11 protein-coding genes and 1 pseudogene are annotated in these 12719 nt (G+C 65.7%); 7 read left to right on the forward strand and 5 right to left on the reverse strand.

The window, feature by feature from the left end; all coding sequences use genetic code 11:
* Nucleotides 1-41: 41 nt before the first annotated feature.
* From AC1VON_RS11670 to AC1VON_RS11690, 5 genes and pseudogenes are all read right to left on the reverse strand, one after another.
* Entirely contained in the window at nucleotides 42-1358 is a 1317-nt protein-coding gene (locus tag AC1VON_RS11670; RefSeq protein ID WP_483122264.1) for an aspartate aminotransferase family protein, read from the reverse strand.
* On the reverse strand, nucleotides 1355-2122 hold the full coding sequence (locus AC1VON_RS11675) for an N-formylglutamate amidohydrolase (protein WP_483122268.1): 768 nt from the start codon (nucleotides 2120-2122) through the stop codon (nucleotides 1355-1357). The genes AC1VON_RS11670 and AC1VON_RS11675 overlap by 4 nt, the downstream gene beginning before the upstream one ends.
* Nucleotides 2122-3444 (reverse strand): glutamine synthetase family protein, encoded by a 1323-nt coding sequence (locus AC1VON_RS11680; protein WP_483122271.1) that lies wholly within the window; start codon nucleotides 3442-3444, stop codon nucleotides 2122-2124. Before AC1VON_RS11680 ends, AC1VON_RS11675 begins: the two co-directional genes overlap by 1 nt.
* On the reverse strand, nucleotides 3441-4088 hold the full coding sequence (locus AC1VON_RS11685; RefSeq protein ID WP_172352041.1) for a cysteine hydrolase family protein: 648 nt from the start codon (nucleotides 4086-4088) through the stop codon (nucleotides 3441-3443). Before AC1VON_RS11685 ends, AC1VON_RS11680 begins: the two co-directional genes overlap by 4 nt.
* Nucleotides 4085-5022: pseudogene (locus tag AC1VON_RS11690) on the reverse strand (MurR/RpiR family transcriptional regulator). Before AC1VON_RS11690 ends, AC1VON_RS11685 begins: the two are co-directional and overlap by 4 nt.
* A 154-nt stretch (nucleotides 5023-5176) precedes the next feature.
* Here AC1VON_RS11690 and AC1VON_RS11695 point away from each other — a divergent pair.
* From AC1VON_RS11695 to AC1VON_RS11725, 7 genes are read left to right on the forward strand one after another with little or no spacing between them, the layout of a single operon-like run.
* Nucleotides 5177-6343: an NAD(P)/FAD-dependent oxidoreductase gene (locus tag AC1VON_RS11695; protein ID WP_483122274.1), complete on the forward strand. Its 1167-nt coding sequence runs from the start codon at nucleotides 5177-5179 to the stop codon at nucleotides 6341-6343.
* A 14-nt stretch (nucleotides 6344-6357) separates the two neighbouring features.
* The gene (locus AC1VON_RS11700; RefSeq protein ID WP_483122276.1) at nucleotides 6358-8199 is read left to right on the forward strand and encodes a branched-chain amino acid ABC transporter ATP-binding protein/permease; all 1842 of its coding nucleotides are present in this window, start codon (nucleotides 6358-6360) and stop codon (nucleotides 8197-8199) included.
* A 48-nt stretch (nucleotides 8200-8247) separates the two neighbouring features.
* Nucleotides 8248-9414, forward strand: a complete 1167-nt coding sequence (locus tag AC1VON_RS11705) for an ABC transporter substrate-binding protein (RefSeq protein ID WP_483122279.1) — start codon at nucleotides 8248-8250, stop codon at nucleotides 9412-9414.
* 4 nt (nucleotides 9415-9418) lie between these two features.
* The gene (locus tag AC1VON_RS11710; protein WP_483122281.1) at nucleotides 9419-10123 is read left to right on the forward strand and encodes an ABC transporter ATP-binding protein; all 705 of its coding nucleotides are present in this window, start codon (nucleotides 9419-9421) and stop codon (nucleotides 10121-10123) included.
* Nucleotides 10124-10128: 5 nt separating this feature from the next.
* Nucleotides 10129-11010, forward strand: coding sequence for a branched-chain amino acid ABC transporter permease (locus AC1VON_RS11715; protein ID WP_172352037.1), 882 nt, complete (start codon nucleotides 10129-10131; stop codon nucleotides 11008-11010).
* A gap of 4 nt (nucleotides 11011-11014) precedes the next feature.
* The gene (locus tag AC1VON_RS11720) at nucleotides 11015-11644 is read left to right on the forward strand and encodes an FMN-binding negative transcriptional regulator (protein ID WP_483122286.1); all 630 of its coding nucleotides are present in this window, start codon (nucleotides 11015-11017) and stop codon (nucleotides 11642-11644) included.
* A 24-nt stretch (nucleotides 11645-11668) separates the two neighbouring features.
* A complete protein-coding gene (locus tag AC1VON_RS11725) occupies nucleotides 11669-12715 on the forward strand; it encodes an ornithine cyclodeaminase (protein ID WP_483122288.1) in 1047 nt (348 codons plus the stop codon).
* Nucleotides 12716-12719: the final 4 nt, after the last annotated feature.

The following is a 12719-nucleotide window of genomic DNA, read 5'->3' on the forward strand; positions in this document are numbered from 1 at the left end:
TCGATCCGCCGGCGCAAATTGATGGAGCGCGCGTTTCTCCCTCACCACATCATGAAGGACGCGACAGCCGCATCCGAGACCTTGCCGGCGTTCACGTCGGCGATCGCCTGGTCGACAATCGCCACACCCTCGGCCACTTCGTCCTCGGTCAATGTCAGGGGCGGCATGAATTCGAGCACATTGGCCTTCAGCCCGACATAGGTGAAGGCCGCGCCCAGCTCATAGCCGCGATAAATGATCTTGGCCGTGGTCGTGGCAGGTACCGGCTCGCGGGTCACGCGGTCCTTGACCAGGTCGACGCCGATGGCGAGGCCGCGGCCGCGCACATCACCGATGATCTCGTGCTTTGCACCAAGCGCCCCCAGCGCGTCGGAGAACAGCGTGCCGATCCGCGCCGAGCGTTCGACCAGGCCTTCGCTCTCGATCGTCTTCAGCACCGCATTGCCTGCCGATGTCGCCACCGGATTGCCGGCGGTGGTCTGCAAGGCGAAGGCCGGCGCATGGTCCATGATTTCCTTTGGCCCGACCACGGCCGAGAGCGGCAGCCCACCGCCGATGCCCTTTCCGAACACGACAAGGTCCGGCGTCAGTCCTTCGTGCCGGAAGCAGTGCATCATGCCGCTGCGGGCGAGCCCGACCTTGACCTCGTCGACAACGATCCTGATGCCGTGTTTGCGGCAGCGCTCCTGCAACGCCTTCAGGAACCCCGGTGGCGGCACGATCAGCCCGCCATCCGACATCAGAGGTTCGATGAACACGGCCGCGACCTGGTGCGGTGGGCAGGTGGTCTCGAACTGGTAGTCGAGCAGGGCAAGCACCTCCTCGCCGCTGAAGTTCGGCCGGAACGGATCCGGGTAGGGCAGCAGCACCACGCCCGGCCGTGGCAGCGTGTGTGTCATGGCGGTGTGGCCGCTGATGCCCATCGAGCCGGAGAGGTTGCCGTGATAGGAGCCGATGAAGGAGATGAAGCGCGAACGGCCGGTGGCCGCCTGCAGCACGCGCACCGCGCAGTCATTGGCGTCCGACCCGGAATGGCCGAACCAGACGCGCCGCTCTCCCTCTCCCGGTGTGATCGCGAGCAACCGCTCAGCCAGCGAGACGGCGGGCTCGTTCGGATAGAGCAGCAGGCTGGCGCCCGCCATGTTCCGGACCGAGGTCTCGACCGCCTCGACAACAGCCGGATGGCCATAGCCGAGCACCGCCGGACCGGCTGATCCCGAGAGGTCGAGCAACGAACGGCCGCCGTCCTCGATCAGCCGGTTGCCCTTGCCGCCGACGACGCTGAGCGGCGAGAAGCGCAGCTTGCCGATCTGCGCGATGGTCGCGGCGTCGCGTTCGCGCAGGCTCATATTGCTCACGAAACCGTCTCCGTCTCGTGTGCCGGCAGTGCCGCCGCAAGGCGGTCCGCCCATTCCTCGATGCCGGCCCTGTTTGCCAGCAGATCCTGCCGGATTTCGATAAGGACGGCGGGGATGCCGCGATCGTCGCCGTGAATTGGCACGGCGTAATCGGCATCACGGCTGATCACATAGGGCACGTTGGCCGCGACATTGAGTGTCGTGTCGGCGCGCAGGCCCGAAAGGATCGCTTCGGCGAGATCGGCGGCATGCTCATGCAGCACACCTGCATGCCATGGCCTGGCGACGCCCAGGAAGACCGGCGTGAAGGAGTGGATCGTCACGATGCGCGTCGGCCGCCCTTCGGCCATCCGTCGATCGAGATGCGCGGCCACCCGGTCATGGAACGGCGAAAACATGATCTTGGCACGTCGGCCCCGTTCCGCTGCATCGATGCCGACATTGCCGGGAATGCCGGTATCCTCCGACAGCACCGGGATGCTGCCCGGCGTGCCCAATGGCCGGTTGAGGTCGATCAGCAGCCGCGAATAGCCGCTGAGAAAAGCGGGCGCATCGAGCCGTGCCGACAAGAGGCGCGTCACCTCGGCGGCGCCGATATCCCAGGCGATGTGGCGTTGCAGATGGCTGGCATCGAGGCCGAGCTGCCGATACTCGGCTGGCATGTGGTTGGAGGCATGTTCGCACAGCAGGACAATGTCCGAGCGGCCGTGCTCGTTGAGAACCTCGACGGCGTCGGGCCAATCTTTTTCAGTCTGCACGGTCATCAATAAAGCGTCCGGTAGAGATCGCAGATGGCAGCCGGGTCGAGGCCGGCCAGACGCTCGGCCTCATGTCGCTTCAGCCCGACAAAGGTCTCGATGAAGACAGGCGCGAACCACCCCGTGACGGTCTTGTCGGCGATAAGCGCGTCCAGCGCCGCCGGCAAGGTTTCCGGCAGCCGCACCAGGCCGAGCTTTCCCCGTTCCGCTTCGCTCATCAGGGTTGGGTCGCCGGTGACCAGCGGCGGCGATGGCAGATCCGCCTTCAGTCCCTCCAGCCCGGCGCGGATGATCGCCGCCAGCGACAAATAGGGGTTGCCGGTGGCGTCGGCCGCCCGGTATTCGACATTGTATTGCCGCGCGGGATCACGTCCGCCGATCGTCACCGTCGGACAGATGCGCAGCGACGCCTCGCGGTCGCGGTCGGCGAGCCAGGTGTAGGACGAACTCCAGCTATGCGGCTTCAACCGGTAGAAGGACGACACGCTCGACGCCGTCATGGCGGTGATCGCCGGGAGGTGACGCAGCACGCCGGCACAGAAGGCGCCAGCCTTGGCGGACAGGCCGCCAGGTTGCGCCGCGTCGTAGGTCACCGGCTTGCCGGCCTCGTCGACGAAACTAAAGTGGATGTGCACACCGTTGCCGACGGCATTTGGCGCTGTCTTGGGCGCGAAGCTCACGCGCCAGCCGGCATTGCGCGCCACTTCGCGCGTGACCTCGCGGATGGCGACAGCGCGGTCGGCCGCCGTGAGCGCATCGGCGGGCTCGTGCGTCACTTCGAATTGTTCGTCGCCGAATTCGGCGATGACCACCTCGGGGCCGACGCCCGCCTCCTCCAGTGCAGCCATCAGATTGGGGGCGAACGGATCGGTGCGGCGCAGCGCGGCGAAGGACATCGAGTGCGCCGGCGCGAAGGTGCCGCCGGCAATGTGGAACTCATGCTCGAAGGCGGCGATAACGGAAAGGCCGGTCGCTGCCTTCAGCTCCGCCAGCGCATCCCTGAGCATGGTTCGCGTGCAGCCGAGCCATGGGCTGCCGTCGAGCTCTACGATGTCGCCGGCCACCATGTCGAAGGGCGTCGCCGATCCGGTCCGTTCGGTACGGAAGCGCGCCTTGAGATCGGGGATCAGCCGCAAGTCCCCCGACGACCCCCAGGGATTGGGATCGACGATGGAATTGAACGGCGTCATCGACAGATTGGCCTGCAGCCAGCCAACACCGGTTGTTGCGGTCTTCTGAAGCCTGCTTTCGACAACGAAGCGGCCCCGCGTGACGGCGGAGAGATCCGTGGTGACGACGGCAACGAGGGGCTCGACGGTCGATGTCATGCCTTTTTTCCCAGGGCGTTGAAACGATCGACGACGGTGTCGGTGTCGGTGACCCAGCAATAGCCGCCGAAAGCCTTGAGCGCGATGTCGTGGCGCTCCTGGGTGATCGTGGCGCAGGCGTCCGACACGCAGGTGACGAGGTAGCCGCGGTCGGCGCCATCGCGCACGGTCATGTCGACGCATTGGTCGGTGAGCACGCCGACCACGACGAGGTAGCGGATGCCGAGGTTCTTCAGGAGATAGTCGACATTGGTCGAGTTGAAGATGCCTGACGAGGTCTTCGGCAGCATGATCTCGTCGCCGACCGGCGCCAGCGATGCAACCGGCAGGCCTTCGGGGAGGCTCGGCGCGACGTGGATCGGCGTCAGCTTGTGGTCGAGCGAGCGATCGCGGCCGTCTTCGGTCAGGCTCTGGATGATGGTGTGCAGCACTTCGACGCCATTGGCGCGCGCCGCCGCCAGCAGTCGCTCCTGGTTGGGGATCGTCTGCGAGGATGTCTTGCGGTAGAAATAATGGTCGGGGCCGCGCTCCGGATGCGAGGGATCGGCGCCCGGTTCCAGCCAGATGCGCTGCATGTCGACGAGCAGCAGCGCCGTCTCGCCGGCACGGAAGGCTTCGTCTCGCTTGGGTAGGGCTTGGGTCATGCTTTGTCGTCCTGCTTTGGTGATTTGGGTCCGGGTGTCTTGCGTGGTCCGGTTGCCTGGCGTGCGCCGTTCTCTTGCGGGTCGCTGTCGAGCGTCACCGCATTGGCGTGCCGCACTTTCTCGATCCTCTCGATGCGAGCCCGGGCGTCGTCGCCCAGCGTCGAAACGATGTGGGCGGTGAGCGCTTCCATCTGTGCGATTGCCGGCGCCAGCGTGTCGTAGGGCGAGGCGACTTCGAGCGGGCTGACGATCGTGACTTCGGCGAGATCCGATATCGGCGACAGCCATTGGTCGGTGAAAAGCAGGATGCGTACATCGAGCGCCGCTGCCTGGCTTGCATAGGCCATCACGTCGAGCTGGTAGCGGCGATAGTCGAAGACGACGAGCACGTCACGGCGGCCAAGGTCGGCCAGCGTGTCGAATGCCTGGGGGAGAGCACCCCGAGATCGCGGACACCGGTGCGGAACTGCACGAGGTATCCGGCCAGCATGCCGGCGATGTGGCGGCTGAACCGGCCGCCGACCAGCACGATCTCACCCTTGGCCTCCATCAAAAGGCGGGCGGCCCTCTCATAGGTCTGCACCGGCGTCGCGGCGGTGGCCTTCTGCAGGGCCGCTGTGACGGAATCGAGATAGGCGAGCACGGCGCTGTCGCTGGAGCCGCTCTGCCGCTTTGCCTCCATCATCAACAGCGGTGAATGCAACCTGGCCTCGACTTCGGCCAGAAGCTTTGCCTGGAAGTCCGGAAAGCCTTCATAGCCGAGCTTGACCACCAGCCTGACTACGGTCGGATCGCTGACGCCGGCACGTCGGGCGAGCGACGAGGCGGTGCCAAGGCCGGAGGTCGGATAGTCCGTCAACAGCAGCCGGACGATCTTCTCCTCCGATGGCGTCAGCGCCAGATCCCCGCGCATCAGAACATCGCGTATCGCCATTGGCCTCCCCGAAATAGGTGTTGGGCTCTTAGCCTCGTTATGTCGAGTTTATTACAGGGATTTTAATTCAGGTCAACAATGAAGAGATGTTGACATAGTCGGAAGAGTAGCCTTACCTTGTCGGAAAGCAGCCAAGAGACTGTGGGGAACAGCCATGCGAAACGGAAGCGACGTCATCGTCGTTGGTGCTGGAATTGTTGGATCGAGCACCGCCTATCATCTGGCCAAGGCCGGTGCGAATGTCGTGCTGGCCGAGCAGACCCATCCCGCCGGCGGTCCGTCAGGCAAGTCTTCGGCGCTGCTGCATGCCTTCTACCTGATGCCGGAATTGTCGCAGCTCTCCATCCGTGGCCGCGAGATCCTGGTGTCGCTGCCCGAGATCGCGGGCGAGGGGTCCTTCGTCACCGAAATCGGCATGATGTGGGTTTGCGGCAAGGACAATGCGGCGGGCTGGAAGGCGGCGGCCGAACGCATCCGCGGCGAGGGCGCGCGGATCGAGACCTTGTCGCCGCAGGCCTTCGCCGATGCAGCACCTGGTTTCGCGCTGGACAATGTCGCGCTGGCGCTGTGGGAACCCGAATATGGCTACGCCGATGCCTTCGGCGCCACCAACGCCATCGCCCGCGCCGCCCGTGCCAACGGCGCGAAGATCCTGCAGAACACGCTTGTCGAAAACCTTCGGCGGCAGGGAGACCGCATCACCGGCGTCACCTTGACCGATGGCACGGTGCTGGAGGCCGATACGGTCGTGCTGGCCGCCGGCCCATGGACGCGCCGCCTGCTGGCGACGGCGAGCCTCGATCTGCCGCTGCATGTCGAACGCCATCCGATGGCCGTGCTCGACGCCGCCGGCCAGGCCCGCAAGGTGATGCCGTTCGCCTGGTGCGATGACATTTCCTGCAACTACGCACGGCCCGACAATGACGGCGTCATCCTGGCCGGCACCTGGGCCGGCGGCGGCACCGGCCTGCGTCACGAGCACGCCGGCCGTCCGCGTTTCGTCGAGAATCCCGACACCTACATGGAAGGCGTCGAAGAGTCTGAATCGGTCGAGATCCTGGAGACCTTTGCTGCCCGTGTGCCCGCAATGGCCGAGCTTGGCATCCGCCCCGGCTATGCCGGGCTCTACGATATGAGCCCCGACGACCTGCCGGTCATCGGCGCCATGCCCGGTGTCGAAGGTCTGGTCGTTTCGGCAGGGTCCTCCGGCCACGGTTTCAAAACCGGGCCAGCCGTCGGCGAGGCAATCGCCAAACTGGTCACCGAGGGCGCTCAGCCGATCCTGGCGCCGTTTTCGCCCAGCCGTTTCAAGGCCGCGTGATGGCGGCGGTGATGATGAGCGAGAGCAAGCCGCGCGGCTTCATGCCGACCGCGTTCCGCAACGCCACGGCCGATGCCTTGTGCATGGTGGCGGTGCTGCTCTTGGTAGCGCTTGCCGCCTTCATCTTCGGCGGCGCCGCCATGCAGCGCGTCGTCACCTATGCCGCGATCATGCTGACGGCCGTGCTTGGGCTGCAGATTTTCTCCGGCAATAGCGGCATCGTCTCTTTCGGTCAGGCCGCCTTTGTCGGCCTTGGCGCCTACGCCACCGGCATTCTCACCATGCCGAGCGCGCTGCAGCGCACGGCGCTGCGCGATCTGCCGGAATTCCTTGCCGGGTACCAACTTTCCTTCTTCGCGGCGCTGGCCGTCGTCCTGGTTCTGGCTGTCGTCATCGGCCTGCTGACCGGCACGCCCTTGCTTCGATTGACCGGATCGAGTGCCTCGATCGCCACGCTCGCCATGCTGATCATCGTCTACACGCTGCTGGTCGCCGGGCGCGAGATCACCCGAGGCAGCCAGCCCTTCTACGGTGTGCCGCGAGAGGTCGGGCTGTGGACCGCCGCGGCGATCGCCTCGGTGGCGCTGATCGCGGCGAGGCTGTTTCGCGAGACCTCGTTCGGTCTTGCCGCCCGCGCCGCCGCCAATGACGAGCGCGGCGCCGCCGCTGTCGGCGTCGACCAGCGCACGGCGCGGCTCGCCGCCTGGGTGGTGGGCGTGGTCGCCGCCATGGCCGCGGGCGCCATGATGGCGCAGTTCCTCGGCGCGTTTTCGCCACGCGACTTCTATTTCGACCTCGGCTTCACCATGCTCGCCATGCTGATCGTCGGCGGCATGACCTCCTCGCTCGGCGCCTTCGCCGGCGTCATCGTCACCATCGTGGTGATCGAAGTGGTGCGCCGCTTCGAGGGCGGCGGCGAGGTGCTCGGCCTGCATCTGCCTGTTCTCTTCGGCTTGACCCAGGGCGTGTTGGCCATCGCCATGATCCTGGTCATCTGGCGCCGGCCTACCGGCCTTTTCGGCGAGCGGGAGCTCAACCTTCTGCGCCGATCTGGGCGCCAGGCGGACATGGCTTCGGCCGCGGTGCCACAACAGGTTGGTGCCGACCGGCTGGTGGCCGACCATCTGTCGCGCCGCTATGCCGGCGTCGTCGCTGTCGATGACGTCAGCTTGAGCTTCGAGACCGACAGCATCACCGGCATCATCGGACCCAACGGCGCTGGAAAGACGACGCTGCTCAACATGCTGGCCGGCGATGTGCAACCCAGTGCGGGAACTGTGTCCGTCGGTGGCGTGGTGCGGCAGGCCTCGGCGTTTCGGTTTGCCCGATCGGGCATCGCCCGCACCTTCCAGAACATCCGCGTCTTCCCGCACATGACCGTGCTGGAAAACGTCGTTGTCGCGGCCCGCCAGGTCGAACCTGATCTCGGCCGCGCCGAGACCGCCGCAATGCGCGAACTGTCCCGCATGGGCCTGGAGAAGTCAGCCGACCAGCCGGCGGCCCGGCTCGCCTATGGCCAGCGCCGTCGGCTGGAAGTGGCGCGCGCCCTGGCGCTGAAGCCGCGCTTCCTGCTGCTCGACGAACCTGCCGCCGGCATGAACGCCGTCGAGACCGCCGAACTCGTTTCCATCCTGTCGGCGGTTCGCGCCGAGCGCCGCATCGGCGTCGTGCTGATCGAGCACGACATGCGGCTGGTGATGAATCTGTGCGAGCGCATCGTCGTCATCGACCACGGTCGCGTCATCGCCGACGGCACGCCGGCCGATGTCCAGAACAACCCCGCCGTCATCGCCGCCTATCTCGGCAGCCGCACGGCGCGCGCCAAGACCGCAACACCTGAAAACCAGCCCGCATAGACCGCAACGACGACAGCCAACGATAACAAATCCAGAAGGAGAACCGACATGCCAAGCCTCTATCGCCTCCACCGCGCTGCTTTGTGCGCGGCGGTGTCCGGCATCGCCGCCATTTCGACGGCGAGCGCCGAGGAGATCATCATCGGTGCGGCGACCGCGCAGACCGGCGGCCTTGCCCCCTACGACCAGCCGGCCCTTGCCGGCTTGCGCATGTCGCTTGACGAGCTCAACGCCAAGGGCGGGCTCGGCGGCAAATACACCGTCAAGCTGCTGATCAAGGACACGCGCTCCGACACCGCGCAGACCGCCACCGTCGCCCAGGAATTGATCGACGCCGGCGCCAAGATCATGATCACGCCCTGCGATGCCGATCCCTCGATCTCCGCCGGCCAGCTCACCCAGCCGCTCGGCATTCCGACCCTGACCTTGTGCGGCTCCGCCCCCGTGCTCACAGGTGCGGTCGGCGACGTCATGTTCGGCACCTACCCGGCCGACAATGTGCAGGCGACGGCGGTAGCCGATTTCGCCGTCTCCGAAGGCAAGAAGAAGGTGTTCCTGCTGACCTCGCCGGACTCCACCTATACCGCCAACCTGCCTGAATATTTCGGCAAGGTGTTCGAGAAGAAGGGCGGTGCCGTCGTCGGCCGCGGCACCTTTACAATGGGCCAGCCGGACTTCTCCGCCGAGATCACCAACATCAAAGGCCTGGCCGACAAGCCGGACCTGATCATGACGGCGGCCTATGAACCGGATTTCCCGGCCTTCATCCAGCAATTGCGTGGCGCCGGGGTCACCATCCCGGTCTATGGCGCCGATGCTATCGGTACGCCGACCATCAAGGCTCTGGGCAAGCTGGTCGACGGCGTCGTCTATACCGCGGCCGGCTATGCCGAGCCGGCCAGCAAGCTCGAGGCCTTCAACGCCGCCTTCACCAAATATGCCGGCCACGCGCCGGAATCGACCTATGAGGTCAATGGTTACGAGATCGGGCTGATCCTCGACCAGGCGGTCAAGACCGCCGGCTCCGACGATCCCAAGGCCATCCGCGACGCCATCGCCAACCTCAAGGATTTCGAAGGCATCACCGGGAAGATCACCTATGCCGGCACCGACCGCATGCCGCTCAGGCCCGTGGCGCTGATGCGCTACGACGGCGGCGAGGGCAAGCATGTCGAAACCCTGATCCCCGCCGCCGCCGACGTTCCCGCGCCGTGATGCCATGCTGAGCGTCGAAGCCCTGAAAATCCGGTACGGCGAAGTCGAGGCGGTGCGCCGTGTCGACCTCACCGTCGACAGCGGCGAGATCATCGCGCTGGTCGGCGCCAATGGCGCCGGCAAGAGCTCGACGCTCGGTGCCGTCGCCGGGCTGGTGCCGGCTGCGTCCGGCAAGGTGGTGTTCGACGGGGCCGACATCACCGGCTTGGCTCCGGAGGCCATCGCCCGCAAGGGGGTCGCGCTGGTTCCCGAAGGCCGCCGCATCTTCGCCAGCCTGACGGTGGCCGACAATCTGCGTCTCGGCGGCGCGGTGCATCAGCCGGCGGCCGAGGCGCGGGTGCGCGAGGAGGAGATGCTGGAGCTGTTCCCGATCCTGCGTCGCTATCATCGCGTCAAGGGCGGCAACCTGTCCGGCGGCGAGCAGCAGATGCTGGCCATCGCCCGCGCCTTGATGGGCAAACCGCGCATGATCCTGCTCGACGAGCCGTCGCTCGGCCTTGCCCCGCAACTGATCGACACCGTCTTCGACCTGATCGCCGAACTGCGCCGCAAGGGCCTGACCATCCTTCTGGTCGAGCAGAATGTGGCGCTGGCGCTGGAAATCGCCGATCGTGCCGTCGTGCTTGCCAATGGCGAGGTGGCGTTGTCGGGCACGGCAAAAGAACTCGCCTCTTCGGACCTCGTCCGCCAAGCCTATCTGGGAGCTTAAGAAGCATGGTCGCGCAGCAGATCATCAATGCGGTCAGCCTTGGCGGCGTCTATGCGCTGCTGGCGCTCGGCCTGGCGATCGTGTTCTCCATCGTTGGTCTCATCAATTTCGCCCATGGCGAGCTGATGACGCTGTCGGGCTATGCGCTTCTGGCTTCGCTGGTGCTCGGCCTTCCCTTTCCGGTAGCCGTGCTTGTCGCCGTGTCCTGCGGTGCACTCGCCGCTGTCGCCATGGAGCGCATCGCCTTCAGGCCTATGCGTGGCGCCAGCGTCACCAGTCTTCTGCTGACCAGTTTCGCCGTGTCCAGCCTTTTGAAAGTTGTCTTCCAGAACGGTATTTCGGCCCGGCCGCAGGCTGTCGCCATGCCCGGCTGGATGACCGGCGCCTTCTCCTTTGGTGATTTCACCATCGGCGTCGGTCCAAGCATCTCGATCGTCGTCTCGGCGCTGGCGCTGATTGCGCTGGAGGTCTTCCTGCGCCGCTCGGTGACCGGCACGGCGATGCGCGCAGCGGCGGAGGATTTCGACGTCGTGCGCCTGATGGGCATTCCGGCCAGCCGCATCATCGCCACCGCCTTCCTGCTCTCCGGCTTGCTGGCGGGGTTGGCGGCCATGCTGTGGGTGGCGCAACGCGCCTCGGTCGATCCGCTGATGGGCTTCACGCCGGTGCTGAAAGCCTTCATCGCCGCCGTCGTCGGTGGCCTCGGCAGCCTGCCGGGTGCGGTCGCAGGCGGTTTCCTGCTCGGCATCATCGAGGTGCTGCTGCAGGCGACGCTGCCGGGGGCGATCGCGCCCTATCGCGACGCCATCGTGCTGTCGGGTGTCATCGCCGTGCTGCTGTTGCGGCCGCAAGGCCTCATCCCGGCGGTCCGGGTCCAGCGTAGCTGATCTCATGTACAGCAAGCCGGAATTCGCGCCGCTGTCGCGCGACGCCGTGTTCGGCCTGATCGAGGCGGCCGCTTTCGCAACGGTGGTGACATCAGGGCCGCAAGGGCTCGTCGTCTCGCATCTGCCGTTCGTGCTCGATCGCACGCGGGGCGCAAACGGAACGCTGGTCTCGCATCTCGCCAGGGCCAATCCGCACAGCGAGCTGATTGCGCAGGGCAGGGAGACGGTTGCCGTCTTCCAGGGGCCGCATGGCTACATCTCGTCCTCCTGGTATCCGCGCAACCCGGTCCGCGACAGCGCGCCGACCTGGAACTTTGCCGTGGTGCATTGCCATGGCAATCCGGTGCCGCTCGATAAGCGCGCCACTGCCCGGCATTTGCTGCAATTGGTCGATTTGCTGGAAAAGGATCGTGATGACCGCTGGCGCATGCGCGAACTCGGTCCGGGCGGCATGGAACGGCGCATACCTCACATCATCGGCTTCGACCTGCCGATCGAGCGGCTCGAAGCCAAGTTCAAGATGGGGCAGGATGAACGCCTCCATGATACCGGCGGAGCCATCAGCGCGCTGGAGGAGAAAGACCCGGCGCTTGCCGCGATGATGAAGACGCACAACGCGCATCGCAAGGACTGACCGGAACGCCGGCAAGGAAGCAAAATGATCCCCAATCTCAACATCGTGCCGTTCGTCAGCGTCGACCACATGATGAAGCTGGTGCTGAAGATCGGCGTTGAACGCTTCCTCGTCGAGCTTGCCGCCTATATCGAGGATGATTTCCGCCGCTGGGACCTCTTCGACAAGACGCCGCGTGTCGCCTCGCACAGCGCCGAGGGCGTCATCGAACTGATGCCGACCAGTGACGGCGAGGTCTATGGCTTCAAATACGTCAACGGCCATCCCAAGAACATGCGCGAGGGCCGCCAGACGGTCACCGCCTTCGGCATGCTGGCCGATGTCCACAACGGCTATCCGGTACTCTTGTCGGAAATGACCATCCTGACCGCGCTGCGCACGGCGGCGATGTCGGCTCTCGCGGCAAAGCATCTGGCGCCAGCCGGCTCCCGCAGCATGGCGCTGATCGGCAATGGCGCCCAGGCCGAATTCCAGGCGCTGGCCTTCAAGGCGCTGCTCGGCGTCGACAAGCTCCGCCTTTACGACATCGACCGTTCGGCGACGCAAAAATGTATCCGTAACCTCGACGGCCTCGGCTTTGACATGACCGCCTGCACGACCGCGCAGGAAGCGGTCGAGGGCGCCGACATCATCACCACGGTCACCGCCGACAAGCAGTATGCCACCATTCTCACCGACAACATGGTCGGCTCCGGCGTCCACATCAACGCGGTCGGCGGCGACTGCCCGGGCAAGACCGAACTGCACCGCGATATCCTGCTGCGCTCCGACATCTTCGTCGAATATCCCCCGCAGACCCGCATCGAAGGCGAGATCCAGCAACTCGCACCGGATCATGAGGTTACTGAACTTTGGCAGGTCATATCAGGCGCCGTGCAAGGGAGGCGCGATGCCGGCCAGATCACGTTGTTCGATTCCGTCGGCTTCGCCATCGAGGACTTTTCGGCGCTGCGCTATGTCAGGGACCAGTTGAAGTCGACCGGCCTCTACCAGGAACTCGACATGCTGGCCGACCCCGATGAGCCGCGCGACCTGTTCGGCATGCTGTTGAGGGCGGCCCAGGAGGGTTGAGGAC

Source organism: Mesorhizobium sp. HAY1-8B, assembly GCF_056868045.1.